Source organism: Pseudomonas sp., from assembly GCF_051660785.1.
Classification (GTDB): Bacteria; Pseudomonadota; Gammaproteobacteria; order Pseudomonadales; family Pseudomonadaceae; genus Aquipseudomonas.
The window spans coordinates 35,995-62,445 of the sequence record NZ_JBOFQE010000022.1 but is presented as its reverse complement, the minus strand read 5'-3'; the positions used below and the strand labels follow the sequence as shown (position 1 = coordinate 62,445).

General features: G+C 59.2%; 17 protein-coding genes. 6 read left to right on the top strand and 11 right to left on the bottom strand.

Annotated features, from left to right (window positions below):
- Nucleotides 1-163: 163 nt before the first annotated feature.
- From ACRC4F_RS06100 to ACRC4F_RS06070, 7 genes are all read right to left on the bottom strand, one after another.
- Nucleotides 164-958, bottom strand: coding sequence for a TenA family transcriptional regulator (locus ACRC4F_RS06100; protein WP_438658531.1), 795 nt, complete (start codon nucleotides 956-958; stop codon nucleotides 164-166).
- 45 nt (nucleotides 959-1,003) lie between these two features.
- A complete protein-coding gene (locus tag ACRC4F_RS06095; protein ID WP_438658530.1) occupies nucleotides 1,004-3,463 on the bottom strand; it encodes an EAL domain-containing protein in 2,460 nt (819 codons plus the stop codon).
- Between the two features lie 135 nt (nucleotides 3,464-3,598).
- Nucleotides 3,599-5,416 carry an ABC transporter ATP-binding protein gene (locus tag ACRC4F_RS06090; RefSeq protein WP_438658529.1) on the bottom strand — a complete coding sequence of 606 codons (1,818 nt, stop codon included), beginning with the start codon at nucleotides 5,414-5,416 and terminating at the stop codon, nucleotides 3,599-3,601.
- Complete coding sequence (locus ACRC4F_RS06085) at nucleotides 5,409-6,011, bottom strand: DsbA family protein (protein WP_438658532.1); 603 nt, start codon at nucleotides 6,009-6,011, stop codon at nucleotides 5,409-5,411. Before ACRC4F_RS06085 ends, ACRC4F_RS06090 begins: the two co-directional genes overlap by 8 nt.
- Nucleotides 6,012-6,050: 39 nt before the next feature.
- Nucleotides 6,051-6,992, bottom strand: a complete 942-nt coding sequence (gene trhO, locus ACRC4F_RS06080; protein ID WP_438658528.1) for an oxygen-dependent tRNA uridine(34) hydroxylase TrhO — start codon at nucleotides 6,990-6,992, stop codon at nucleotides 6,051-6,053.
- Nucleotides 6,993-7,236: 244 nt separating this feature from the next.
- Nucleotides 7,237-7,536 (bottom strand): BolA family protein, encoded by a 300-nt coding sequence (locus ACRC4F_RS06075; RefSeq protein WP_008151216.1) that lies wholly within the window; start codon nucleotides 7,534-7,536, stop codon nucleotides 7,237-7,239.
- A gap of 12 nt (nucleotides 7,537-7,548) precedes the next feature.
- Nucleotides 7,549-8,079 carry a DUF2059 domain-containing protein gene (locus tag ACRC4F_RS06070; RefSeq protein ID WP_438658527.1) on the bottom strand — a complete coding sequence of 177 codons (531 nt, stop codon included), beginning with the start codon at nucleotides 8,077-8,079 and terminating at the stop codon, nucleotides 7,549-7,551.
- 191 nt (nucleotides 8,080-8,270) lie between these two features.
- On the opposite strand from ACRC4F_RS06070, the gene ACRC4F_RS06065 reads away from it, so the two are divergent.
- A complete protein-coding gene (locus ACRC4F_RS06065; protein WP_438658526.1) occupies nucleotides 8,271-9,665 on the top strand; it encodes a class II fumarate hydratase in 1,395 nt (464 codons plus the stop codon).
- A 129-nt stretch (nucleotides 9,666-9,794) separates the two neighbouring features.
- Here the strand turns inward: ACRC4F_RS06065 and ACRC4F_RS06060 are convergent, their stop codons facing one another.
- Nucleotides 9,795-10,754, bottom strand: coding sequence for a DMT family transporter (locus ACRC4F_RS06060; protein WP_438658525.1), 960 nt, complete (start codon nucleotides 10,752-10,754; stop codon nucleotides 9,795-9,797).
- A 209-nt stretch (nucleotides 10,755-10,963) separates the two neighbouring features.
- Here ACRC4F_RS06060 and ACRC4F_RS06055 point away from each other — a divergent pair, with 209 nt between their 5' ends.
- The gene (locus ACRC4F_RS06055; RefSeq protein WP_438658524.1) at nucleotides 10,964-11,158 is read left to right on the top strand and encodes a DUF6316 family protein; all 195 of its coding nucleotides are present in this window, start codon (nucleotides 10,964-10,966) and stop codon (nucleotides 11,156-11,158) included.
- Between the two features lie 122 nt (nucleotides 11,159-11,280).
- Here ACRC4F_RS06055 and ACRC4F_RS06050 read toward each other — a convergent pair whose 3' ends face one another.
- Nucleotides 11,281-12,465, bottom strand: coding sequence for a thiolase family protein (locus tag ACRC4F_RS06050; RefSeq protein WP_438658523.1), 1,185 nt, complete (start codon nucleotides 12,463-12,465; stop codon nucleotides 11,281-11,283).
- Nucleotides 12,466-12,567: 102 nt separating this feature from the next.
- Nucleotides 12,568-14,091 carry a polyphosphate:AMP phosphotransferase gene (gene pap / locus ACRC4F_RS06045; RefSeq protein WP_438658522.1) on the bottom strand — a complete coding sequence of 508 codons (1,524 nt, stop codon included), beginning with the start codon at nucleotides 14,089-14,091 and terminating at the stop codon, nucleotides 12,568-12,570.
- Nucleotides 14,092-14,412: 321 nt separating this feature from the next.
- Between pap and mnmC the strand changes: the two genes are divergently transcribed.
- Nucleotides 14,413-16,395, top strand: coding sequence for a bifunctional tRNA (5-methylaminomethyl-2-thiouridine)(34)-methyltransferase MnmD/FAD-dependent 5-carboxymethylaminomethyl-2-thiouridine(34) oxidoreductase MnmC (mnmC, locus tag ACRC4F_RS06040; RefSeq protein WP_438658521.1), 1,983 nt, complete (start codon nucleotides 14,413-14,415; stop codon nucleotides 16,393-16,395).
- Between the two features lie 5 nt (nucleotides 16,396-16,400).
- On the opposite strand, the gene ACRC4F_RS06035 is transcribed toward mnmC, so the two are convergent.
- On the bottom strand, nucleotides 16,401-21,227 hold the full coding sequence (locus ACRC4F_RS06035; protein WP_438658520.1) for an NEL-type E3 ubiquitin ligase domain-containing protein: 4,827 nt from the start codon (nucleotides 21,225-21,227) through the stop codon (nucleotides 16,401-16,403).
- 297 nt (nucleotides 21,228-21,524) lie between these two features.
- Here ACRC4F_RS06035 and ACRC4F_RS06030 point away from each other — a divergent pair, with 297 nt between their 5' ends.
- The 3 genes from ACRC4F_RS06030 (at nucleotide 21,525) to ACRC4F_RS06020 (ending at nucleotide 26,400) form a co-directional block, all read left to right on the top strand.
- Nucleotides 21,525-23,297, top strand: a complete 1,773-nt coding sequence (locus ACRC4F_RS06030) for an N-acetylglutaminylglutamine amidotransferase (RefSeq protein ID WP_438658519.1) — start codon at nucleotides 21,525-21,527, stop codon at nucleotides 23,295-23,297.
- 3 nt (nucleotides 23,298-23,300) lie between these two features.
- The gene (ngg, locus tag ACRC4F_RS06025; protein ID WP_438658518.1) at nucleotides 23,301-25,049 is read left to right on the top strand and encodes an N-acetylglutaminylglutamine synthetase; all 1,749 of its coding nucleotides are present in this window, start codon (nucleotides 23,301-23,303) and stop codon (nucleotides 25,047-25,049) included.
- 160 nt (nucleotides 25,050-25,209) lie between these two features.
- Complete coding sequence (locus tag ACRC4F_RS06020) at nucleotides 25,210-26,400, top strand: osmoprotectant NAGGN system M42 family peptidase (protein ID WP_438658517.1); 1,191 nt, start codon at nucleotides 25,210-25,212, stop codon at nucleotides 26,398-26,400.
- Nucleotides 26,401-26,451: the final 51 nt, after the last annotated feature.

Genomic DNA, 26,451 nt, shown 5'->3' with positions numbered 1-26,451 from the left:
TCGACCAGAAACGGTTAATCGGGCATTTTTATGAGTGTTCACTCGGGGCCTCCAGGTACTTGGTTTGGTTCGCACCTCCAATTTCCCGGAAAAGCCCCGAGTGAACAACCTACAGAGAGATCACAGCTAGCTCCCACATTTTTTTTGGCGTGTTGCCTATGGATCAGCTTTCGGCCAATACCATGCGCTCACGCGCGACCGGAGCCTTTTCCGAGTGCTCCAGTTGCATGCAGCGCTCCAGAAACAAGTGCATGTAGTCGTAGCTCTTGCAGATAGCCTCGCGCAATTGCACTTGCAGGGATTGGCTCGGGTTCATGCCCGCCAGCGTGCAGATGATTTCCAGCGCTTCCCACGGATGGGCATCGTCGTACTGGGCATGCATCTTCAACCACTTCATCGCCCGCTTGCGATCCTCCTCCGGAAACGCTGCCGCGTAGACACCATTGGAACAGACCAGTGCCGACCACTCCCCGGTCGCCCCTTCAATGGCGTAGTTGGTCGCGGCGATGGCGACAATCAGAGAATCCGCCGAACTGGTGTGCCAGCACCAGTGACTCAAGGCATGAAGTTCAGGGGCAACTTGCTGCGCCTGCAAATCTTCCAGGCTGACCCCATGGGCCAGACTCCAGTTCACCCAGTAATCGGCATGGTTAAGTTCGACACGAATGTTGCGCATCAACCAGCGACGCGCCATGTCTTCGCCTGGATGACGGGCAAAACGAGTCTTGGTCAGGTTTTGTGCCATGTATAACGCGAACTGTTCAACGACCGGCCAGCCTCCAATAAGGTACTGGCGCATGGTTTTTGCGCTGAGCTTATTGTCTCGCATGCGCTGATACAGTTCGTGTTCGACAACCCGGCGCTTGCTCTCGCTGCAATCCTTGATGAGCTGTTGCGCCCACGCGGGATAACTTGCAGCTTCCATGAGTGGTCCGGTTCGGTTGAATGTGTCGATCACTGTCGGGCTCCTTTTGATTGTGATTGTTAGGATCAGCAAGAGATTTCAACGGAACGTGCCGGGCGCCTTGAATAACAAAGGTTGAGGCCTGGCAGGACGACTTTGCAAACTATCGCAGGTAAACAGATGCGGGCGTTCAATGACATACCCTTGAGCGAAATCGACCCCGATCTCCAGCAATGCCTGCTCGATCTGGGGTGTTTCTACAAACTCGGCAATCGTACGCTTACCCATGACATGGCCGATGTGGTTGATCACTTCTACCATGGCGCGGTTAATCGGGTCGTCCAGCATATCCTTTACGAAACTTCCATCGATCTTCAAGAAGTCTACAGGTAAATGTTTCAAGTAGGCGAATGAGGACATCCCGGCGCAGAAGTCGTCCAAGGAAAAGTGGCAGCCTAAACCTTTGAGTTCATTGATAAATCTAATTGCACTTCCCAAATTTGAAATTGCACTGGTTTCTGTAATTTCAAAACAAATCATTTCAGGTGGAATAGACCATGCAACAAACTGTTCCCTCAGGAAGTCCAGAAACGCGTCATCTCCGATAGTAGTGCCTGACAGATTAATCGCACACATGGCCAACGGGCCTTTGCGCTCTTCGGCTATACATTGGGCAATGATCTTGAAAACGTTCTGTACCACCCAACGATCAAGTGCGGTCATCAGACCGTAACGTTCGGCGGCCGGTATAAAACTGTCCGGCAATATCATGCGCCCGGCTTCATCATGTAGTCGCAACAGAATTTCTATATGCCCGCCGCCGTGTTCCGTATGTCCGAGGGGTGCGATTTCCTGCGAGTAAAGGCAAAAGCGGTCCTCTTCCAGCGCCATATGCAGTCGCTGTACCCACGCCATCTCGCCGAAACGCAGGGACAGTTCCGAATCATCGGCGTTATACACCTGGACACGGTTACGCCCCTTTTCCTTGGCCATGTAACAGGCCATATCAGCGGCACGCAATGAAGCTTCGAGGGTGGTCGGGGTCTGCGCAACATGCACCATCCCGATGCTCACCGTCGTGACGAATGGCCGGCCTTTCCAGACAAAGTGCAGGTTCTGCACGGTATGGCGCAGGCTCTCGGCAATTTTTTCGGCGGCCTCCGGCGAACAGTTTTCCAGCAAAATGCCGAACTCGTCACCGCCGAGCCGGGCCAGGGTGTCACCTTCGCGCAAGCCCGATTGCAACAGCGCGCAGATATGCCGCAGCAGCTCGTCACCCGCCGCATGGCCGCAGGTGTCGTTGACCAGTTTGAACTGGTCCAGATCGAGGAACATCAAGGCGTGGCGCCCGGCGTATCGCGTCAGGTTGTGCAACGCCTGCTCCAGGCGATACTCGAACTCGCGACGATTGGCCAGCCCGGTCAAGGCGTCGTGGGTCGCCTGCCAGGAAAGATTGGCGATGTACTGCCGCTCCTGAGTCATGTCGTGCAAGACCAACACGGCGCCACTGACCTTGTCGGCATTGCGGATCGGCGCACCAACCAGAGTGACCGAGACCGTGCTGCCATCCAGGCGCTGGATCAGTTTGGAATGTTCGCTGCTGCCGCTGAGCTGACCGCTCAGAATGTGCTCGATCAAGGTAAAACCATCGGCCTGAGCGTTGTCATCCAGCAGGTTGAACAAGGCCGCCAGCGGCAAGCCGATGGCCTGTTCGCCTTTCCAGTGAGTCAACGCTTCGGCAGCCGGGTTCATGTAGGCGATTGCACCGTCGACGTCCGTGGTAATCACGCCATCGCCAATCGATTGCAGGGTGATCTGCGCCCGGTCTTTCTCCAACTGCAGGGCCTCGGCAAAGGCGTGGCGCTGCTTGAGCAGTTTGTGGGTACGCATCAATGCCAGTGCAATCAAGCCCAGGGCCGTGGCCAGGTTTGTCACCAGCAACAGACGCAGAATCAGGCGCGAGCCTTCGCCCAAGGCGTCGCTGAACGCTTTGGCGGCAGGCGTCACACCATCGTTGATCGCAAATATCTGGTCTTTCCAGCGCTTGATGTCAGCGTCCGAAGCCTGATTGTCGGTAATGCGCTGATGCATCTCCTGCGCGACGTTATCGAGTTGCACCAGGTACGCGTCACCCACCGTCCAGCGGTCGATGGCCTTTTCCAGGTAGCTGAAATGACGGAAATTGAGGTACAGCCAGATCAGGCTGGAGACGTCGTCAGGGTGATTGCCACCCTTGAGAATCGCCACCCGGGCGGCTTCGATGTTCGGTGGCTGTTGATCCAGCGCCACACGCAACTCGTGGCCACCTTGCGGTACCCCAATGGCATTCTGGTACTTGAGGAAAATGGCCTCATCGCGACTGTCCGCGTAAAGATTGAGGTAATAGATGGCGTCCTTTTGGCCCTTGGACCAAAGGCTTTCGCCGGCAACATAGCCGCGAACCGCCGAAAGTACATAAAGGCTGACCCCGCCCAACAGCGCTTGAAATAGCACTACGGCAATAAATGGCCAGACGATGCCCAATAACCTTGGGGTTCCGAGAGTCCGCTTTTGCTTCATGAGGTCCCTTGCATTAGCACTGCCAGATCATCATCCAACGTGATCGCTACAGCTAGACTAGGGTGCGGATTCAATCCCGGCAAGCCAGCGCCCATATTTGTGCGCAATCTGGCGTCAACCTGGCACGAACTGTCATTAATGCTGCTGCAAATGTCCATAAAGTTTGGCGTACAAACCACCGTCGGCAATCAGTTGCTGATGGTCGCCATCCTCGGCAATTTGTCCGCCGTCGAACACCAGTACCCGATCGGCTTGTTTCACCGCCGACAACCGATGCGCAATGATCAGCGTGGTGCGGTTGCTCAAGAACCGCGCCAGCGCCTGGTGCAGGTTGTATTCGGTGGCAGCGTCCAGCGCCGAAGTGGCCTCGTCGAGGATCACCACCTTTGGTTCGGCCAGCACCATCCGCGCAATCGCCAGCCGCTGGCGCTGTCCACCGGACAAACGCACACCGGAACGTCCAACGATGCTGTCCAAACCATCAGGCAACGCTCGAACAGTTTGGTTCAGCTGGGCTATTTCCAGCGCTTGCCAGCAGGCCTCGTCGCTGCGCACACGGCCCATCGTCAGGTTGGCGCGCACGGTGTCGTTGAACAGCGCGGGATGTTGCAGGACCACGGCGACGTTTTCGCGCACAGTCTCCAGGCCGATCTCTTGCTGGGTCGAGCCACCGAAGCGGATGGACCCGGCAAGGGGCGTGTACAACCCCAGCATTAACTGCACCAAAGTGCTCTTGCCGCCGCCGCTGGCACCGACAATCGCCACTTTTTCACCGGGAGCAATCGACAGGTCCATCTGGTTCAACACCAACTCGTCGCCGTAGCCGAAACTCAAGCCCTGGACTTCGATGCCCACGGTGTCCCGCCCCTGGAACGGATCGACACCGCCGGGGTATTGCGGCTCATCGGCACGGGCCAACAGCTCGTTGATCCGCGACAGCGCACCACCGGCGGCGTAATAGGCGTACTGCAAATTGAGCAACTGCTCCACCGGACCGATCATGAACCACAGGTAACTGAACACCGCCAGCATCTGGCCGATGGACAAATCGGAGAACAACACGGTGAGCATCGCCGCCGCGCGAAAAATATCGATGCCGAACTGGAACAGCAAGCCGCTGGCACGGCTCGACGCATCGGTCTTCCACTGAGAGTTCACCGCGTAATCGCGCACTTCCCGGGCTCGCAGCCCCAGACGCCCGAGGAAAAACCCCTGACGGTTGCCGGCACGCACTTCCTGAATCGAGTCGAGGGTTTCGGTCAGGGCCTGAGTGAAGCGCGAGGTGCTGTCGTTCTCGAGCTTCTTCAGGTGTTTGACCCGCTTGCCCAGTTGCACCGTGGCGTAGATCACCAGCGGATTGAACAGCATGATCAGCAGCGCCAGCTTCCAGTGCATCCAGATCAGAATGCTCGCGGTGCCGACCAGCGTCAGCATCGCTACAAGGAATCGGCTGAGTGTCTCGCCGACAAACTTGTCCAGCGTGTCCAGGTCCGTCACGAGATGCGTGGTCACCGTGCCACTGCCCAGGCTTTCGTATTCGCCCAGGGAAATACGCTTGAGCCGTTCGATCAGCCGTGTGCGGATGCGATACACGATGTCTTTGGCCAGCGCCGAGAACAACTTCGCCTGCACCACGTTGAACAGCAAGGCGCCACAACGCAGCAACAGAGTCACCAGCAGCATCAGGCCGATGTAGCCCGCTGCTTTCTGCCAGTTTTCAGGCAACGCGTGGTTCATGATTTTCAGCGCGGAATCACCGTGCCCCAGCAACACTTCGTCGACCAGCAATGGCAGCAGCAAAGGTATCGGCACGCTGCACAGGGTCGCCAGCACCGCCACGCCATTGGCGATCCACAGGGATTTTTTATGGTGAAGGGCCAGCCGCCGGATTTCAGCCCAACTCAGCCGATCGACACGCTTGGAAGCGGGCGTGTCATCGGGTACGTCATGCACAGGCGGCGCGCTCCAGCCAACGGCCGAGCAGTGGCGACAATTCACTCAACGGTTGATAACCATTGGTCAACAGCGCCAGTTGCCCGTTACGTTCAGCCAACAACGTAGGGAAGCCGGCAATGCCGAGGTCCTGGACCCAGGTGAAATCGGCAGCGGTCGCGGCGTGCTGATCGGCACGATCGAACGCGGCAGCAAACTCGATGCGCGGCAGCCCGGCCTGCTCGGCCAACTCGACCAGCACACTGGCGTGGGTGACGTCTCGGCCTTCGGCGTAGAACGCGTGTTGAATCAGCCCGAGCAGTTTCCACGCGCAATCCGGCGCCAGGTTGCGTGCAGTGACCAGCGCCCGGCACGCAGGCTCGGTGTCGTAGACAAAACCGTCAGGCAACGCGCCTTCGATTTTGAACGGTTGACCGGTAGCCTCGGTGACCGCCTGCCAATGCTCAAGGATGTAGCGCCGCGTAGTCGGTTCCAGCGCCGCACCACTGCCGGTGCGCAAGCCGCCCACCACCAGATGCACGTCCACCCCTGCCGCTTGCGCCTGCTCGACCAGCGCGTTGGCGACGGGCGCAAAGCCCCAGCACCAGGAACACATCGGGTCCATCACATAGAGCAGGCGCTGTGCAGACATGATTCAAGCCTCTGAAGGAGTTTGCTTGTAGTTGTAGCCGATCGGGTGAGGCAAGTTGCGCGCCTTGGCCAGTTCGATCTGCTTCTGCCGATCAATGGCACTGCGACGGGTTTTCTCGCTCAGCGTATCCCAGCAATGCGGGCAGCTGATGCCGGCCACGTAATGCTCGGACGCGCGGTCTTCGACGCTGATCGGCGTACGACAGGCATGACATTGATCGTAGTCGCCTTCGCTGAGGTCATGGCGCACGGTCACGCGGTTGTCGAACACGAAGCAGTCGCCCTGCCACTTGGTTTCTTCCTGCGGCACCTCTTCGAGGTACTTCAGAATGCCGCCCTTGAGGTGATAAACCTCGTCGAACCCCTGGCTGAGCATGTAGCTCGACGCCTTCTCACAACGAATGCCGCCGGTGCAGAACATTGCGACTTTCTTGTGCACGGCCGGGTCGAAGTGGGCTTTGATGTAGTCGGGAAATTCGCGAAAACTGGTGGTTTTCGGGTCGATGGCGCCTTCGAAGGTGCCGATCGAGACTTCGTAATCGTTGCGGGTGTCGATCAGCAGCATTTCAGGATCGCTGATCAGCGCATTCCAGTTCTGTGGATCGACGTAGGTGCCGACCGTTTTGTTCGGGTCGACGCCTTCGACGCCGAGGGTGACGATTTCTTTCTTGAGTTTGACCTTGGTGCGGTAGAACGGCTGGTCGTCGCAGTACGACTCTTTGTGGTCGATGTCGTCCATGCGCGGGTCGTTCTTGAGCCAGGCCATCAGCCCGTCGATGCCTTCGCGGCTGCCGGACACGGTGCCATTGATGCCTTCTTCGGCGATCAGCAGCGTGCCTTTGATGCCGTTGTCGACCATTGCTTGCAGCAGCGGCTCGCGCAGGGCGACGTAATCTTCCAGGGTGACGAACTTATACAGTGCCGCCACGACAATCTGTTGTGTCATGGGTGATTCTCCAGGTGGCTACCCTCGTAAGGGGTGAACCGGATTCAAAAAAAAACGCGCCGGCTGAGCGGCGCGTTGCGGATTCTAGCAAAAAAGGTGTGGTTTTAGGACTGTCATCAATCTCAGTGGTGAGGGGATTTATCCCCGTTCGGCTGCGAAGCAGTCGCACAATCACTGAATTCAGGGCTGCTTCGCAGCCCAACGGGGATAAATCCCCTCGCCACAACAGCCCTCATCCTTCACATCAATGTTTGCTGCCGCCAGCACAGGTCGGTGAGGCCGGGGCCGCGTCGATCTGTGCCCATTCTTCGGGCGTGTAGGTATGCAGCGCCAACGCATGGAACTCGCCCATCAGCTCGCCGAGCGTGCCGTAGACTTTCTGGTGACGCTTGACGCGGTTGAGCCCTTCGAACTGCTGGCTGACCACCACGGCCTTGAAGTGGGTCTGCAACCCACGGCTGTGCATGTGGCTTTCATCCAGCACTTGCAGATGCTGCGGCTGCAACAGGCCCAGCGTCGATTCAATGCGTTGTTGCATGGTCATACCCGGCTCCGCTTAAGGCTTTTTCTTGACAGCAGGAGCAGCAGCGCCGGCTTTAGGATCCAGCTCGTTGGTCATGTCAGCCAGCAATTTGTTGACCACAGGCACCGCGCTTTCCAGCTTGGCTTGAGTCATCTGGGCCGATTGCTGAGTCAGCTGCGGCATTTTTTCCAGGACTTTCTTGCCCAGTGGCGACTGGTAGAACGCGACCAGATCTTTGAGCTCGGATTCGCTGAAGTTGGTGGTGTAGAGCTTGACCATGTCCGGCTTCAGCTTGTTCCAGCCAATGGCTTGGTCCAGCGCGGCGTTGGCTTTGGCCTGGTAAGTTTCCAGCAAGGCTTTTTTCGATTCAGGGGCTTTGGTCTGTGCGAAGCGCTGAGCGAACATTTGCTGCACTTGCATGTACACCGGAGTGCCCAATTTGTCAGCGTGCGCCAGGGTCAGGAAAGCTTCGGCACTGGCGTTGTGGCTGGCGGTATCGGCAAAAACAGGGCCGCTGGCGCAAACCAGTGCAACCGCGGTACAGATGGCACGAAGACGAGTCATCGAGTTTCCTTTTCTAGCAGGCGAGGTAAAACCCCAAGGGCGTCCATTCTGCGCCTAAAAAAGTGTGTCACTCAACCCCAAGCCTTGTCCGGCCTGAATTAGAGGGGTTGAACGGTCAAAATCCAGACTGATGGAACCACGGCCGGCGATCACGGCCTAAACTGCGCTATCGACCTACAGGAGTGTGCAAGATGAGCCGTATCGAAACCGACAGCCTTGGCCAGGTGGAAGTCCCGGATGAAGCCTACTGGGGCGCTCAGACGCAACGCTCACTGATTAACTTCGCCATTGGCAATGAACGCATGCCGCTGGCCGTGCTGCACGCACTGGCCCTGATCAAGAAAGCCGCGGCGCGGGTCAATGACCGCAACGGCGACCTGCCCGCCGACATCGCCCGCCTGATCGAACAGGCCGCCGACGAAGTGCTCGACGGCAGCCACGACGACCAGTTCCCGCTGGTGGTCTGGCAGACCGGCAGCGGCACGCAGAGCAATATGAACGTCAACGAAGTGATCGCCGGCCGCGCCAACGAGCTTGCCGGCAATCCGCGTGGCGGCAAAACCCCGGTTCACCCCAACGATCACGTGAACCGCTCCCAGAGCTCCAATGACTGCTTCCCGACCGCCATGCACATTGCCGCCGCCCAGGCGGTGCAGCAGCATTTGCTGCCGGCGATCAGTGAACTGTCTGGCGGGCTGGCCGAGTTGTCGGCGCGGCACATGAAACTGGTCAAGACCGGCCGGACCCACATGATGGACGCCACGCCGATCACCTTTGGCCAGGAACTCTCGGCGTTCATCGCGCAACTGGATTACGCCGAACGGGCGATCCGCAGCGCGCTGCCGGCGGTCTGTGAACTGGCCCAGGGCGGCACAGCCGTAGGCACCGGGCTGAACTCACCCCACGGTTTTGGTGAAGCGATCGCCGCAGAATTGGCCGCCCTTTCCGGCCTGCCATTCGTCACCGCGCCGAACAAGTTCGCCGCGCTGGCCGGCCATGAGCCGCTGACCACGTTGTCGGGCGCGCTGAAAACCCTCGCCGTGACCCTGATGAAAATCGCCAACGACCTGCGTCTGCTGGGTTCCGGGCCGCGCGCCGGTTTTGCCGAAGTGAAATTGCCGGCCAACGAACCGGGCAGCTCGATCATGCCGGGCAAGGTCAATCCGACTCAGTGCGAAGCGCTGTCGATGCTGGCGTGTCAGGTGCTGGGCAACGACGTCGCCATTGGTTTTGCGGCGAGTCAGGGCCACTTGCAGCTGAACGTGTTCAAACCGGTGATCATCCACAACCTGCTGCAATCGATCCGTCTGCTGGGCGATGGTTGCAGCAACTTCCAGCAGCATTGCATCGCCGGGCTTGAACCGGACGCGGCGAAAATGGCTGAACACCTGGAGCGCGGGTTGATGCTGGTGACGGCGCTGAACCCGCATATCGGCTACGACAAATCGGCGGAGATTGCCAAAAAGGCCTACAGCGAAGGGCTGACGTTGCGTGAGGCGGCGTTGCAGCTGGGGTATCTGACGGATGAACAGTTTGATGCCTGGGTCAGGCCGGAGAATATGCTGGAAGCCGGTGCCAAGGGCTGAATCGATAAGTGACTGTTAGTCCGCCATCGCAGGCAAGCCAGCTCCCACAGATTTTGTGTCGTTCATTAAAATTGTGACCGGTGCAAACCCTGTGGGAGCTGGCTTGCCTGCGATGAACGATGACACGGTCTAACTGGCCGCCATCCGCACCTTGCGCGCCCTGAGCCCGGCAATCAGCGAAGGGCCCAACGCCACCAACGCCGACCCCACCACCACCAGCACCGCGCCGCCATACCCCAGGCCATTGATCGTCTCGGCGTGCACATACTCCGGCCACGCCCATGCCGCCACGGCCACCGCGGCAAACGTCACCAACGGCGTAATCGCCAGCGTCGCACTCACCCGCGAAGCTTCCCAATGGGCCAGCGCTTCGGCAAATGCACCGTAGGCGATCAAGGTGTTCATGCAGCACGCCAGCAGCAACCAGCCTTGCAAGGGATTCAATTGCAGTGCCTCCAGCGGATGCACCCATGGCGTCAGCAACAGTGCGCAGAACAGGTAGATCACCATCATCACCTGTAACGAATTCCACACCGTCAGCAGTTGTTTCTGACCCAGCGCATAAAAGGTCCAGACCGTCGACGCCAGCAAGACCAGCAACACGCCTGCGGTGTAATCGGTCAACGAGGTCAACAACTCGGCCAGGCGTTGATTAAAGAAGAGCGCGAAGCCAATCAGCAGCACCAGCAGACCCATCCCCTGCCCCACACTGAACCGCTCCTTGAACACAAACAGACTGGCGATCAGCAACATGATCGGGCCCATCTGCACCACCAGTTGCGCAGTGCCCGGGCTCAGCAGGTTCAGGCCCATCAGGTACAACACGTAGTTGCCGACCAGACCGAGCACCGCCATCAGCACCAGCCAGCCGCCGCGCGGGCCGAGGACTTTGCGGCTCGGCAGGCGTTTGGTCGCCGCCAGATAGATGAACAGGCAGCCACCGGACACCGTCAGGCGAAACCAGGTCACCGTCACCGGGTCCATCACCAGCAGGACTTGTTTGAGTTTGATCGGCAGGATTCCCCACAGAACCGCGGTCAACAAGGCCAGGAACAGACCGTAAACCCAGCGACCGGATGAAATGTGCATGCGTACCCCAAAGCCAGATGGCAAGAAACACCATTCTAGGCGCAGACCCGGGCGCGACACAGGGACAGTTGGCGACCCGCCGCGAATGAAACTGTGCAGGTCGCACCATTAATCTGGCGATGTGCCGTCGATCGGTTGGTCAGGCGCCGCAAGTGGTTCATGCATAAGCTCATTGGATCCGCCAACAGGAACATCCTCAGGAGATCGCCATGTACGGCAAGCGCGCCCAGGACAACGCCCCCGCTACGCATTTTCGCTGCGACCGGGTGTGCCGTGTGAATGGGGAACTGTTTTTCAGCACCCGGGAAAACACGCTGGAGGGGCCGTTTGAAAATCCGCAGGCGGTGGAGCGGGAGATTCAGGCTTATATTGCGCGGTTGCAGGATTTGGGTGCCAAGCATTAGACCGAGGCGCAGCCATCGCCAGCAGGCTGGCTCCCACATTGGATCTGTGTAACGCATCAGATTCCTGTGGGAGCGAGCCTGCTCGCGATAGCGGTTAATCAGGCAACACAAATATTCCGGGCTTATCGCACCGCCTCAAACAACCCGGTCGCCCCCATCCCGCCACCCACGCACATGGTGACGACGCCGTACCGCACATTGCGTCGCTGCAGCTCTCGCACAATGTGCCCGACCTGACGCGAGCCGGTCATGCCGAACGGGTGGCCAATGGAAATCGAGCCGCCATTGACGTTGTACTTCTCGTTATCGATCTCCAGGCGGTTGCGGCTGTACAGGCACTGCGAAGCGAACGCTTCGTTGAGTTCCCACAGGTCAATGTCGGCCACCTGCAACCCCCTGGCCTTGAGCAATTTCGGCACCGAGAACACCGGACCGATGCCCATCTCGTCCGGTTCGCACCCGGCCACCGCGAAACCACGGAAGAACGCCTTTGGCTTGAGCCCCAATGCCAAGGCTTTTTCAAGGCTCATGACCAGCGTCATCGAAGCGCCATCGGACAGTTGCGACGAATTACCCGCCGTCACCGAACCGTCCTCGGCGAACACCGGTTTCAACCCGGCCAGGCTTTCCAGCGTAGTGTCCGGGCGGTTGCAGTCGTCGCGATCGACGATGCCGTCGAGGATCTGGATCTGACCGGTGGCCTTGTCTTCAACCCGATACTTCACCGACATCGGCACGATTTCATCATCGAACAATCCAGCGGCCTGAGCCTGAGCCGTACGTTGCTGACTTTGCAGTGCGTAAAGGTCTTGCTCCTGACGGCTGACGTTGTAACGACGTGCGACGATTTCGGCGGTCTGGCCCATGGGGAAATAGATGCCAGGTACCTGCTCTTTCAGGAGCGGGTTGATCAGGTTGTCGGTGTTGACGCTTTTCATGGTCAGGCTGATGGATTCAACACCGCCGGCAACAATGATGTCGCTGCAACCCGAAGCGATCTGGTTGGCGGCGATGGCGATGGCTTGCAAGCCCGACGAACAGAAGCGGTTGAGGGTCATGCCGGCGGTGCCAATGCCCAGACGCGACAACACCGCGACATTGCGGCCAATGTTGTAACCCTGGGCGCCTTCATTGGAGCCTGCACCGACGATGCAATCCTCAACGCTGGCCGGGTCGATGCCGGTGCGCGCAAACAAGGCATCGACACAATGCGCCGCCATGTCATCCGGACGGGTCTGGTTGAACTTGCCGCGAAAGGATTTGGCCAGGCCGGTCCGCACGCTGTCGACGATCACCACTTCACGCATGGCATACCTCATTGTTGTTGTCGGTTGAGAGTGGACCGAGCATAAGTCCACCTCATAACCGACCGCGACAATCATTCACCCCGCGTATGCGTGACCATCGGCTCACGACTTGTGTTTTTTGGCCTTCTTGTCGTGCCTGTCTGATTTCTCGAACGCTTCTTCCAGGGCATGGTTGATTGTGCGCAGGACCTTGACCCGGGCCCAGCGCTTGTCATTGGCTTCTACCAGGGTCCACGGCGAAATTTCGGTGCTGGTGCGGTCAACCATGTCGCCGACGGCCGCACGATAAGCATCCCACTTGTCCCGGTTGCGCCAGTCGTCTTCGGTGATCTTGAAACGCTTGAAGGGGATTTCCTTGCGCGCCTGGAAGCGCTCCAGTTGCGTCTGTTTGTCGATGGCCAGCCAGAACTTGACCACAATGAGACCCGACTCGGAAATCTGCTCTTCAAAATCGTTGATTTCGCTGTAGGCCCTTAACCAGTCCGCAGGCGGGCAGAAGCCTTCAATGCGCTCGACCAACACCCGACCATACCAAGAGCGATCGAACACCGTGAACTTGCCCTTGGCCGGAATGTGCCGCCAGAAGCGCCACAAATACGGCTGCGCGCGTTCCTCCTCAGTGGGCGCGGCGATTGGCACAATGCTGTACTGGCGTGGATCGAGCGCCGCAGCGACTCGACGAATCGCCCCGCCCTTGCCCGCCGCATCATTGCCTTCGAACACCGCGACCAACGCGTGTCGCCGCATGCGTTTGTCACGCATCAGGCCCGAAAATCGCGCCTGCTCGGTAATCAGCTGTTCTTCGTAATCGTCCTTGTCCAGGCGTTGGCTCAAGTCCAGGCTGTCGAGCAGGTTCAACTGATCGACATGGATCGGCAGCGGCGCAGCGTTGACCTTGACGGGATGGATCCTGGATCGCTTCAAGGCATTTTGCATACCTTCGAGCAGGATTTTGCCCACCGCCAGGCTGCGGTAATGCGCATCCACCCCTTCAATCACATGCCAGGGCGCGTAGTCGCGGCTGGTGCGGCGCAACACACGCTCGCCGTACTTGACGAATTTGTCGTAGGTCCGCGACTGTTGCCAGTCCAGCGGGCTGATGCGCCAACTGTGCAAGGGATCGTCGGCGAGTGCCTTGAGCCGCGCTTTCATTTGCTTTTTGGAAAGGTGAAACCAGAATTTGAAAATCAGCGCGCCTTCGTCGCAGAGCATTTTTTCAAAACGCTCGGACTGATTGATCGACTGATCCAGCACTGCGTCCTTGAACACCCCATGCACCCGGCCCTGAAGCATCTGGCTGTACCAGTTGCCGAAGAAAATCCCCATGCGCCCCTTGGCCGGGAGCATCCGCCAGTAGCGCCAGGCCGGTGGTCGCGCCAGCTCTTCATCGGTCTGCTGATCGAAGGTGCGGACTTCGATCAGGCGCGGGTCCATCCACTCGTTGAGCAACTTGACCGTCTCGCCCTTGCCGGCGCCTTCGATGCCGTTGATCAGGACGATTACTGGAAAGCGCTTTTGCTGCTGAAGTTCGAACTGCACTTCGAGCAACGCTTCACGCAGCGCCGGCACTTCAGCTTCGTAGGTTTCTTTGTCGATGGCGTGACCGATTTCAGCAGATTCGAACATGGACAACTCCCTTCCCGGATTGAGCAAGACTAGCGGATTGACCTCATCCGCGTGGGAGAAATCCATTTTTGCGGCTGATATGAAATCTGTGGCGAGGGAGCTTGCTCCCGCTGGACGGCAAAGCCGTCCCATCATCAGTAAACTCGAATTCTGGTGATACACAGACAACTCGTCGGCGGCTGCTTCGCACCCGAGCGGGAGCAAGCTCCCTCGCCACAAAACAGGTGATTGTCCCTGCAACACCAGCCCGACACTTGCCATGGATCAAGCACCGCCACGGCGATCAGCTAGAATGCCCGCCTTGCCGTTGCCGAGCCTGCCATGAAACCTGTATTGCCTCACGCCCAACTCGACTGGGACGACCAGGGTCGCCCGTATTCACGAGTGTTCGACGACGTCTATTTTTCGGACAAGTCAGGCCTTGAAGAAACCCGTTACGTTTTCCTCGAACAGAATGGTTTGGGTGAACGCTTCGCCGCGTTGCCGGACGGCGGTCGATTGGTCATTGGCGAAACCGGTTTCGGCACCGGACTCAACTTCCTCTGCGCCTGGCAACTGTTCGAGCAGCACGCAGTGGCCGGTGCACGACTGCATTTTGTCAGCGTCGAAAAGTACCCGCTGAGCCAGCCGGACTTGCAGCGGGCGCTGGCGTTGTGGCCGGAACTCAAGCCGTTTGCCGATCAATTGCTGGCGCACTACGTGGCGATCCATCAAGGCTTCCAGCGACTGGTTCTGGACAACGGCCGCGTCACCCTGACGCTGCTGATCGGCGACGCACTGGAGCAATTGCCACAACTGGATGCACAGATTGACGCGTGGTTTCTCGACGGTTTTGCCCCGGCAAAAAACCCCGACATGTGGACCGCCGAACTGTTTGCCGAACTGGCGCGTCTGGCCGCGCCCGGTTCGACCATCAGTACTTTCACCAGTACCGGTTGGGTACGCCGTCTGCTGAACGCGGCGGGTTTCAAGATGAAGCGCACGCCCGGGATCGGCCACAAATGGGAGATCCTGCGCGGCGTGTTTCTCGGTTGGCCGGACGACGCTCCGAAAGCCGCCGGTCCCAAACCCTGGTTTGCGCGCCCGGCTCCTTTGACCGGCGAACGTCACGCGCTGGTGATCGGCGCAGGGCTGGCCGGTTGCGCCACCGCCGCCAGTCTGGCGGCGCGAGGTTGGCATGTCAGTTTGCTGGAGCGGCATGATGCGCTTGCCCGGGAAGCTTCGGGCAATCCACAGGGCGTGCTGTACCTCAAGCTTTCGGCCCATGGCACGGCATTGTCACAGTTGATTGTCAGCGGTTTCGGCTACACCCGGCGCCTGCTGGAGCATTTGCAGCGCAGCGTCGACTGGGACAATTGCGGCGTGCTGCAACTGGCCTTCAGCGCAAAGGAAGCAGAGCGTCAGGCGCAATTGGCGCATGCGTTTCCTGAAGATTTGCTGCACACACTCGATCGGGAACACGCCGAGATTCGCGCGGGTATCGCGTTGCAATCGGGCGGACTGTTTTACCCCGAAGGCGGCTGGGTGCATCCGCCAGCCCTGTGCGCATGGCAAGCGGCGCATCCGGGTATCCAGCTCCTGACCCATCACGACGTTTTGGAACTGCGTCGTGTGGAGGGGCAATGGCAAGCGTGGGATGGCGACCGTTTGCTGGCCAACGCGCCTGTGGTGGTGCTGGCCGGTGCTGCCGACATCAAGCGTTTCGACTTCAGCAGCGATTTGCCGCTCAAACGTATTCGCGGACAGATCACTCGCCTGCCTGAGACACCTGCAAGTCATAGCCTGGGCACCGTGGTGTGCGCTGAAGGTTATGTCGCGCCTTCCCGTCTGGGTGAACACACCCTGGGCGCAAGTTTCGATTTCAACAACGACGACCTGACGCCTACCACCGCCGAGCACCTCGGCAACCTGCAACTGCTCGAAGAAATCTCGGTGGACCTGGTCACCCGGCTCGGTGCAGACGCCTTGCAACCCGATGCACTTGAAGGTCGCGCAGCGTTTCGTTGCACCAGCCCGGATTACCTGCCGATTGTCGGCCCGCTGGCTGACAGTCAGACCTTCGCCGACGCCTACGCCGTTCTGGGCAAGGATGCCCGGCAAACGCCGGACATCCCTTGCCCGTGGCTGGATGGTGTATACGTCAACAGTGGCCACGGTTCACGAGGCCTGATCACCGCGCCATTGTCAGGCGAGTTGCTGGCGGCCTGGCTCGACGATGAACCGCTGCCATTGCCCAGAGCCGTGGCCGAGGCCTGTCATCCGAACCGCTTCGCGTTGCGTCGCTTGATTCGAGGCAAGGCCTGAGGCGGTCAATCGAGCGCAAAGCAAGTCTTTGCCTCGTCAGCCTGCATGGCCTCCTCGGTCAGACGCTTCAACAGGGTCGTCTCGGCCCTCTTCAGTTCATCGGCGATGCCGTCGACCGTTTTGCGGTAGTCCACGCCAAGCGTCGCCTCGTTGTCATAGGCCGCCTCCATCCGCACGTGAAAGGGCGCAAGCAGGTCGCTGAACAGTTGGCCATGATGCTCTCGCAAAAAGTTACTCCAGAACGTGCGGCCAATGATGTAAGTCGACAGTTCAGGGGAGGCTTCTGCGGCGAGGATCTTGGTGTAGGCCCTCTCCAGGTCATCCGGTTTTACGCCGGCCAGAGATGCGTAACGCATATGCCGGGGCTGACCGATCAGGTCGAGTCTGTCGGCCAGGCCGGTTCGATAGGCCAGCTCCACTTCCGCTGGATCAAGTTTGGAATCGGCCAGGGCATGTTCCCGAGCGAGGCTGGTGAGGGAATCAAGACGGAACAGGCGTCGGCCAAGACCTAACAGCCGAGCGGCCTGATCGTGGGCATTCGCGGACAGCCGAACCACCGTATCAATGGCCACGGCCACTTCAAGGTTACTGAAAATGATGGCCGCGGAATCAGCGCAATTGGCTTTCACCGCCATCGACAGCAATTGAGCACGTAACGCCGGGCCCGTCTGAGTCGCCTCAATGACACTCCAGACCCGCCGGGTCATGTCTTCGCGCACATAGCGGCTGTCGGCCGTGCTTCCCACTTCTGCCAGCAATTCAAAGAATCCATTCGAATCAGGCTCGTTTTTCAGCGCCAGCCATGCTCGATTGCGCCTGACATAGGTGTCCTCTACCGGTTTGGGCATCCACAGGTCTCGAGCCCGTTGCTCGCTGAGCACCGCAATATTGTTGTCCAGCAACCCCATTCCGACACCCGTAGTGGCATGGTAGCGTTCCAGCTTCGCACGGCTCACCGCGGAGATGGAGTTGGAGCGCAGGTTGATCACGCGAGCGAATCTCGCAGGGACGCGAAACAGCCAGTCCGGCAACTCTTGAATCTGGTTATCTCGCAGGTCGACCATGTTCAGATAGGGCAGGCGGGAAAGCCCCACTGGCAGTTCCGTTGCATGGGTACTGCTCAGAAACAGCGATTGCAGATCAAGCATTTTGCTGACATCAATCGTGGCGCCCAGATGATTATCACTGAGTTCCAGCGTGCGCAAATTGCGCATGTCAGCCAGTTTTGGCAGTGTGTGTTCGGTCAGTTTTATCTGATTGCCCTTCAGACTCAAGTGCTCAAGGTCGGGCATGTGCGACAGAATTTCTGGCAATCGTGTGAGTTGATTGCGGTCCAGTTCCAGAGTGACAAGCCCTTTGAACGGCTTGAGGAAATACGCCAGTTCGTCCCCCGCCTGCATGTCCTTGATTGAAAGGCTGCGCACATGTTCGACGTCCTGCTCGGTCAGTGTCGGTAATGGGCCCACCGGGTTGCGCTCCAGCGTGAGCGTTGTAAAAGACTGATTTCCCGGCCAGCGCCCAGGTGATATCCGGCGCCAGCAGTTTTCGATGGCATTGGCCACCTGACGACGGTTGACCCGCATATCGCTGAGTGCCCCCGGCAGCTTTTTCATTGCCACTTCATCGTCACGCCAGGTGTGCAACACGCCGAGCAGTTTTTTCAGTTGCTGGCGCAGCTCCTTGATTCGATTCACCCGCTGCAGCGAGGTCGTACCGGCATTATCGAGAAACGTCGAAACCTGGGCATCCGTGAACAGCGGATAGAGCTTTCTGACTTTACGAATCAAGCCCCTTGCGTAAGAGCTCGCGGCGGGAGGATCCGCCAAAACGCAGGCAACAAGGTATTTCGGAGCTTCACTGCGCTCACCCCGAAGTACCCGGCCAGTACGCGCCGGATCGCCAGCGGCGGCTCTCGACAGGCGTGACCGAAGCGTCGGGACATCCAGCGCGTCGTTGCCAGTGAAACCCATGCGAGTGCGCTGGGTGGAAGGTAACGCATCCAGTATCGACTGAAGCAGCGTTTCGCTCGTCACCGTGGAAGACACATTGCCATTGGCTTGGGTGACCTGGTAGCCGGTGGACGTCTTGACAATGACCCCGCTCGACTGCGCATCAGTTGCGCCCACGCTGTCCAGCAAGGTACCAGCCACTGAACCCTGTCGCACTTCAAGTCGATAGCCGTCATCCCAGCCTTGCACTCGATCCATCAGCCCGAGCGTCAGTTTGTCGGTGTCGGCGTTGGCGAGTTGCGGGAGATACAGCCCTGTGAGCGCACGATCCTGTCTGATCACCGCCTGCGCGTCACTGACCTTCCGGGCGAGATCCATTCCGAGGACCTTGTGGTCACGCAGAAAACTGCGATCCCTGCCCGATGCGTTATCCAGCAATTCCTGACACACACGGGCGGGAAGATCCTCGGCCTGTTCGCGCAGTGTTGCCACATCACCGGTAGCAGTGCCGTCATAAGTCTTGTAAAGCCACTCACGCAAGGGTCGGCGATTGCTCTTGAGGCTGGTCGCGATCTTCTTTGCCAACAGCTGCGATTTCGATTCGGTTGCCGTGCGACCGAGGATTCCCTCCACTTCGCTCGGATAGAGGCCACTGATGACATCATCGAGCAGTTTCCCCGAATCCAGATCCGTCTGATAAACGTGCACGCTGTTGCCATCATCATCGTGTGGCGCTGTCTCGGGGAAGCGGGACACGACCACGTCATCTTCGTCGCGCACTTCAATGAAACGCTCCGACGGCCAGCCGGGCAGCCTTGGCAGTGTATGCAGTTGTTCCTGAACGAAGTCCTTGTTCGCAGTCTCGCCCCGCTCCATTGCCGCGACCAATGCACTGATGCGCCGGTCAATCCTGAAGTGCTCGGTACAATCGTTCAGCCGCTGCGGCAATTCGAGGTTGCTTTCATGGAGCTGGTGCAACTTGTCGGGCGTGATGTCGGTGATGTCGGCGATCGCTTCCAGATCACTGCCGAGATCGCCCAGGCGCGGGTCCGTTCGCCTCAACGAATAAGCACCGTCGCGCCACTCATGCGCATGCTCATGGGCATGCCGCCAGCCACCTTCCACATTTCGCTCCACGGCAGGCTGGAAGGCGTCAGAGCGCACAGGATGATTGAGGGTCCATGCCGATCCCGCGGCGTTGCGGGTGACTCGATAGGAGGCTCCTTCCATGACGATCGACGTCTGTCCGGCGTGCCGGTAAAGCCCTTGCGCATCAGGTTGCACGTCAGCTGGCAGGTTCGTGGTCTGCTTATAGGGTTCGAGGTCGGGTTTCCACAATCTGGCCTTGCCATCCGGGCGGGTGACCGCCTCGAAACCGTCGAAGAATGCCGCCTGCTCTTTCACACCTCTGCCGACAGCTCCCGCGATAAACTTGCCCCCCGCCGCAAAAGCCGCCATTTGCGCGAGGTTTTCGACAACACTCAGCAAATGCGACAACGCCTCGGCCCGCTCGCCGTGCGTCCAGTCAACCACACCTTCATACACCTCGCTGACGATGTCGACGACGGCCGACACCAGCATCAACTGGCCAATCACAGGTACGAAAAAAGCAGCTGCGTTCAATAGAAGAAGACCGCCATCCACCAATGTCTGAAGGATTTTTTCCCGTTGTTGCTCATCGACGTCTTCAGTCGGCACGGCAAGCATTCGCGCATCTTTTTGAGTGGTGCTGACAAAAGCGCTGAAGAAAAAATCGGCAAGACAAGTATCGACGGGAGCGGCAGCTAGCGTGCCCAAGGTCTTGCCCTTGTCAAACTCAGCAAAGAACCCGGTTTTTTCGTGGCCGTGCAGGTACTGCCCGGCGAAATATTTTCGGTAGCTTTTGCTTTGCAAATGAAGGGCAAGGTAAACCTTGAATTCATCCAGCGAGGCGTATTCATACAGCGGTCGTCGGGGTTCATTCGGCATGTAAACCACACACCGGGCGTTCGGATCGGTATCGATGGAGACTTTGGTAAATACCAGCGCGCCACAGATACAGGTGTCATGAATCATCAAGCCCTGCCACAACACCGGCCCGCCATCAAACACTGCGTCCCTGGTTTGGGCCGCAGGGAGGTCCTGATCGATCACACTCAACAGCATCGCGTAGACAGCGGGAGTGATTGTGTTTTTCAGGGAGGCCATGTGGAGCGCGACTCGCATGTCCAGCATCTTCAATCGACGGATGTCAGCAGCAGAGGCCCGATCATCGATCGGCGCAACGTTGGCGGGTTCGGCCGGCAACGCCAACGCATCTTCGATATGGCGCTGATAGCGGATACCGAGGTCGAGTTCACGACAGAGGGTGGCGAATTTTTCAGGGGTTGCTTCAGCACCTGATTGGGCCTGTGCGTTGATTCGTATCACCGAATCCGCTGAGATTCCCCCGCTCCGCGCCTCTGCGGCAGTAAAGTTTTCCATGGCCGCCTGCAGCAGGCTGCGCGAGGTGGTGATGACTTCAGCCGCGGAACCGAAGACCGGGAGCGCACCTGTTGACGAGTAGGTTTTTGTTGTGATGTCCAGCGTGTCTCGCTCGACGTCGAAATCGACCTTCCATTTGCTTTTGAGGAAGCCGGTCAGTTGCTCCTTGCAGAACTCGTCCAGCGGCTTGAGCTTTTCAAGCGCCCTTGTCGCCTTGCCTTGAGCAAGAAAAGACTGTTCGAACGCGGACTTCAAAGCCTGCACCACATTCAGATCTGCAGTCGCCAACCATTGCGGAATAGACGCTTGCAGGACGCCTGCCTTGTCCAGATCGCCTGTGTGCTCCAACAACGCCTCGAGTTGTTGTGCAGGCGTTATTGGCACTGTCGCAGGGGGGGCCTTGGGTGTTGAGGTCAGCATCGGCAATATCCTTATTGCGTTGAGAGGCCCTCAGTTTATGAAGCGCTGCCGGCATTTGATAATTCGAATACCGGATCGAACGGGCACTTATCCAAGCAGCTATTCCTATGCATCACATCATTAATTACCGCCATGGCAATGATCATTTCTGCATGGGCTGCCGTTCGTCCAGCAACCGCTGCTTATAACTCATCGATCTAAAACTCCCACAACCGAGGCGGGTCAGTTTCTGAGTACCCGCCGTTTTTGGCCGGGTATCGATTGACCCTCCCCAACGGAAAAACCGGTAAGGACTTTATGTGCGGATTAGCTGGCGAGTTACGCTTTGACCAACAACCTGCGGACCTCGCGGCCGTTGAACGAATCACCCATCACCTGGCCCCTCGCGGCCCGGATGCATGGGGCTTTCACAGCCAGGGGCCGATTGCTCTGGGCCACCGTCGCCTGAAAATCATGGACCTGTCGGACGGCTCGGCGCAGCCGATGGTCGACAATCAGTTGGGCTTGTCCTTGGCCTTCAACGGCGCGATCTATAACTTCCCGGAACTGCGTACCGAGCTTGAAAGCCTCGGCTATGCCTTCTATTCCGGTGGTGACACCGAAGTGCTGCTCAAGGGCTATCACGCCTGGGGCGAAGCGCTGTTGCCGAAACTCAATGGCATGTTCGCCTTCGCCATTTGGGAGCGCGACGCCAAGCGCCTGTTCATCGCCCGCGACCGTCTCGGCGTGAAGCCTTTGTACCTGTCGCGTACCGGCCAGCGCCTGCGCTTTGCCTCGGCGTTGCCGGCGTTGCTCAAGGGCGGTGATATCAACCCGATCCTCGATCCAGTGGCGCTCAATCACTACCTGAATTTCCATGCGGTGGTTCCCGCCCCGCGCACCTTGCTGGCCGGCATCGAAAAACTGCCGCCCGCGACCTGGATGCGCGTTGAAGCAGATGGCACCACCGAGCAGAAAACCTGGTGGACCCTGCCCTACGGCCCCCACGCCGACGAGATGAATCTGACACTCGAAGACTGGCGCGACCGTGTACTCGACAGCACCCGCGATGCGGTGGCGATTCGTCAACGGGCGGCGGTAGACGTCGGCGTACTGCTTTCGGGCGGTGTCGATTCGAGCATGCTCGTGGGCTTGTTGCGTGAAGTCGGCGTGGAAAACCTGTCCACCTTTTCCATCGGTTTTCAGGATGCTGGCGGCGAGCGTGGCGACGAATTTCAGTATTCGGATTTGATCGCCAGGCACTACAACACCCAGCACCACCAACTGCGCATCAATGAGAGCGAGATCATCGAGCAACTGCCGGCGGCGTTCCGCGCCATGAGCGAGCCGATGGTCAGCCATGACTGCATCGCCTTCTACTTGCTGTCACGGGAAGTGGCCAAGCATTGCAAAGTGGTGCAGAGCGGCCAGGGTGCGGACGAATTGTTCGCCGGTTATCACTGGTATCCGCAAGTCGATGGCGCCGCCGATCCCTACACGGCCTATCGCGATGCGTTCTTCGACCGCAGCTATGAGGATTACGCAGCCACCGTGCAACCGAAATGGCTGACGGCCAATGACGCTGCCGGTGACTTCGTGAAGGAACATTTCGCACAGCCCGGCGCAGACGCGGCGGTGGACAAAGCCCTGCGGCTGGACAGCACGGTCATGCTGGTGGACGACCCGGTCAAACGCGTCGACAACATGACCATGGCCTGGGGCCTGGAAGCACGTACGCCGTTTCTTGACTATCGCCTGGTGGAATTGTCAGCCCGGGTGCCAGGCAAATTCAAACTGCCGGATGGCGGCAAGCAAGTGTTGAAAGAAGCCGCGCGACTCGTGATTCCGAGTGAAGTGATCGATCGCAAGAAAGGCTACTTCCCGGTCCCGGGCCTGAAGCATTTGCAAGGCGACACATTGAACTGGGTGCGCGAACTGCTGCTCGATCCAAGTCAGGATCGCGGCCTGTTCAACCCGGCCATGCTCGACCGCCTGCTGACCGATCCGCAAGGCCAATTGACCCCGCTGCGCGGCTCCAAGCTGTGGCAATTGGCGGCTCTGAACCTGTGGCTCAGTGAACAAGGAATCTGATCGATGAAACCTCACGCCACGGCGTATAGCCAACGCTTGTTGCGCGGTCAGGCGCCCTCTTATGAACGCTTGCAGGCGCGCCTGGCCGAAGACGGCAGCGAACTGGGTGCGGCGCCGATTGCCGTGCATTGCGGCTGGGGCCGGTTGCTGATCGGCCATACCTTTCCCGATCCGGCGAGCCTGGCCCGGGAGCTGCTCAACGAACAGACCGGTGAGCGCGACATCGCCTTGTACGTTGCGGCCCCCCAGCAAGTGTTGGGGCTGGAACCGGCGCAACTGTTCCTCGATCCTTCCGACACCTTGCGTCTGTGGTTCAGCGATTACCGTCAGTCGACCCGGGTATTTCGCGGCTTTCGTATTCGCCGCGCGCAAAGCGAGACGGATTGGCAGGCGATCAATCAGCTGTACCAGGCGCGCGGCATGCTGCCGATAGATGCGAATCTGCTGACTCCGCGACATCAGGGCGGACCGGTGTATTGGCTGGCCGAAGATGAAGACAGCGGCGCAATCATCGGCAGCGTCATGGGCCTCAATCATCACAAGGCGTTCAACGATCCGGAGAACGGCAGCAGCCTGTGGTGCCTGGCGGTGGATCCGCACTGTTCGCGACCCGGCGTCGGTGAAGTGCTGGTGCGGCATTTGATCGAGCACTTCATGAGCCGTGGGCTGAGTTACCTGGACTTGTCGGTTCTGCACGACAACCGACAGGCGAAAAATCTTTACGCCAAACTGGGCTTTCGCAACCTGTCGACTTTCGCCATCAAGCGCAAGAACGGCATCAATCAGCCGCTGTTCCTGGGCCCTGGTCCCGAAGCCGAGTTCAACCCGTATGCACGGATCATTGTCGAGGAAGCCCATCGTCGCGGGATTGATGTGCACGTCGATGACGCCGACGCCGGCATGTTCACCCTCAGCCATGGCGGGCGCCGGGTGCGTTGCCGCGAATCCCTGAGCGACCTGACCAGCGCCATCAGCATGACCCTGTGCCAGGACAAAAGCCTGACCCACAAAGTGCTCAAGGCCGCCGGCTTGAATCTGCCTTCGCAGCAACTGGCCGGCAACGCCGATGACAATCTGGCGTTTCTCGACGAGCACGAGCGGGTGGTGGTCAAGCCACTGGATGGCGAACAGGGTCAAGGCGTCGCGGTGGATTTGCGGACCATCGAAGAGGTCCAGCAAGCCATCGAAGCCGCCCGCCAGTTCGACAGCCGTGTGCTGCTGGAAAGCTTTCACGAAGGTCTCGACCTGCGCATTGTGGTGATCGGTTTCGAGGTGGTCGCCGCGGCCATTCGCCGGCCCGCCGAAGTGGTGGGTGATGGTCAGCATTCCATCGGCGCGCTGATCGAAGCGCAGAGCCGGCGCCGGCAAGCCGCCACCAGCGGTGAAAGCAAAATCCCGCTGGACCATGAGACCGAACGCACGCTGCAGGCGGCGGGTTACGACTACAACAGCATTCTGCCGGCCGGCGAGCGTCTGTTTGTACGGCGTACGGCTAATCTGCATACCGGCGGCGTTCTGGAGGATGTCACGGCGATTTTGCATCCGACCCTGGTCGATGCCGCCGTTCGGGCTGCGCGGGCGCTGGATATTCCCATGGTCGGGCTCGACCTGATGGTGCCTGCCGCCGATCAACCGGAGTACGTGTTTATCGAAGCCAACGAACGTGCCGGGTTGGCCAACCATGAACCGCAGCCGACGGCGGAGCGTTTTGTGGATTTGTTGTTTCCGCATAGTCAGCCGGCTGTTTCCTAGTCATGTGTCGTCTGGGCTGACACCCTCGCTAGCAGGCAGGCTCCCACATTTGACCGCGTTCCAACTGTGGGAGCTAGCCTGCTAGCGATGGCGGCCTGACAGGCAACAAAAATTCTTCCTCATCGAAACCATCGATGCGCTCAACTCATCAGGAGTTTCCATGACCAGCAAAATCCCCGAACCAGATCTCAACTACCTGCAAAAAGTCCTGCTGGAAATGCTCGCCATTCCCAGCCCGACCGGCTTCACCGACACCATCGTGCGCTACGTCGCCGAACGCCTCGAAGAGCTGGGCATTCCCTTTGAAATGACCCGGCGCGGCACCATTCGCGCCACGCTCAAGGGCAAGAAAAACAGCCCGGACCGTGCGGTCTCCGCTCACCTCGACACCATCGGCGCAGCGGTTCGCGCGGTGAAAGACAACGGACGCCTGACCCTCGCCCCGGTCGGTTGCTGGTCCAGCCGTTTTGCCGAGGGCAGCCGCGTCAGCCTGTTCACCGACAACGGTGTGATTCGCGGCAGCGTATTGCCGCTGATGGCTTCCGGGCACGCGTTCAACACCGCCGTGGATGAAATGCCGATCAGCTGGGATCACGTCGAATTGCGTCTGGACGCCTACTGCGCCACCCGCGCCGACTGCGACTCCCTGGGGATCAGCGTGGGCGATTTCGTCGCCTTCGACCCTTTGCCGGAGTTCACTGAAAGCGGTCACATCAGCGCCCGTCACCTTGACGACAAGGCCGGCGTTGCAGCGCTGCTGGCGGCGATGAAAGCGATCGTCGACAGCGGTGAAGAGTTGATGATCGATTGTCATCCGCTGTTCACCATTACCGAGGAAATCGGCAGCGGCGCAGCGGCAGCCTTACCCTGGGACGTCAGCGAATTCGTCGGCATCGACATCGCCCCGGTTGCGCCGGGCCAGCATTCCAGCGAACACGCGGTGAGCGTGGCCATGCAGGATTCCGGCGGGCCTTACGACTATCACCTGTCGCGGCATCTGCTGCGACTGGCGAGCGAAAACGAGTTGCCGGTGCGCCGTGACCTGTTTCGTTATTACTTCAGCGATGCGCATTCGGCGGTCACCGCCGGGCACGACATCCGCACCGCCCTGCTCGCCTTCGGCTGCGACGCCACTCATGGCTACGAACGTACGCACATCGACAGCCTGGCTGCGCTGAGTCGGTTGCTCGGTGCCTACATTCTTAGTCCACCGGTATTTGCCAGTGATGCGCAGCCTGCCAAGGGCTCGCTGGACCGGTTCAGTCACCAGATCGAGCATGACACGCAGATGGAAAGCGATACGCGGGTGCCGTCGGTGGATAGCCTGGTTGGGCAACGTTCTGAAAGCTGAGTTTTGTATAGAGATTTTTGGTGACTGAAAGATTGCCATCGCGAGCAGGCA

Excerpts from the sequence above, each read along its gene's own strand:
- ACRC4F_RS06075 (WP_008151216.1), bottom strand. The coding sequence starts at position 7,536 with ATGACCATGCAACAACGCATTGAATCGACGCTGGGCCTGTTGCAGCCG.
- pap (WP_438658522.1), bottom strand. The coding sequence starts at position 14,091 with ATGTTCGAATCTGCTGAAATCGGTCACGCCATCGACAAAGAAACCTAC.
- ACRC4F_RS06065 (WP_438658526.1), top strand. The coding sequence starts at position 8,271 with ATGAGCCGTATCGAAACCGACAGCCTTGGCCAGGTGGAAGTCCCGGAT.
- mnmC (WP_438658521.1), top strand. The coding sequence starts at position 14,413 with ATGAAACCTGTATTGCCTCACGCCCAACTCGACTGGGACGACCAGGGT.
- ACRC4F_RS06085 (WP_438658532.1), bottom strand. The coding sequence starts at position 6,011 with ATGTGTTCCTGGTGCTGGGGCTTTGCGCCCGTCGCCAACGCGCTGGTC.
- ACRC4F_RS06070 (WP_438658527.1), bottom strand. The coding sequence starts at position 8,079 with ATGACTCGTCTTCGTGCCATCTGTACCGCGGTTGCACTGGTTTGCGCC.
- trhO (WP_438658528.1), bottom strand. The coding sequence starts at position 6,992 with ATGACACAACAGATTGTCGTGGCGGCACTGTATAAGTTCGTCACCCTG.
- ACRC4F_RS06050 (WP_438658523.1), bottom strand. The coding sequence starts at position 12,465 with ATGCGTGAAGTGGTGATCGTCGACAGCGTGCGGACCGGCCTGGCCAAA.
- ACRC4F_RS06095 (WP_438658530.1), bottom strand. The coding sequence starts at position 3,463 with ATGAAGCAAAAGCGGACTCTCGGAACCCCAAGGTTATTGGGCATCGTC.
- ACRC4F_RS06030 (WP_438658519.1), top strand. The coding sequence starts at position 21,525 with ATGTGCGGATTAGCTGGCGAGTTACGCTTTGACCAACAACCTGCGGAC.
- ngg (WP_438658518.1), top strand. The coding sequence starts at position 23,301 with ATGAAACCTCACGCCACGGCGTATAGCCAACGCTTGTTGCGCGGTCAG.
- ACRC4F_RS06060 (WP_438658525.1), bottom strand. The coding sequence starts at position 10,754 with ATGCACATTTCATCCGGTCGCTGGGTTTACGGTCTGTTCCTGGCCTTG.
- ACRC4F_RS06055 (WP_438658524.1), top strand. The coding sequence starts at position 10,964 with ATGTACGGCAAGCGCGCCCAGGACAACGCCCCCGCTACGCATTTTCGC.
- ACRC4F_RS06020 (WP_438658517.1), top strand. The coding sequence starts at position 25,210 with ATGACCAGCAAAATCCCCGAACCAGATCTCAACTACCTGCAAAAAGTC.
- ACRC4F_RS06035 (WP_438658520.1), bottom strand. The coding sequence starts at position 21,227 with ATGCTGACCTCAACACCCAAGGCCCCCCCTGCGACAGTGCCAATAACG.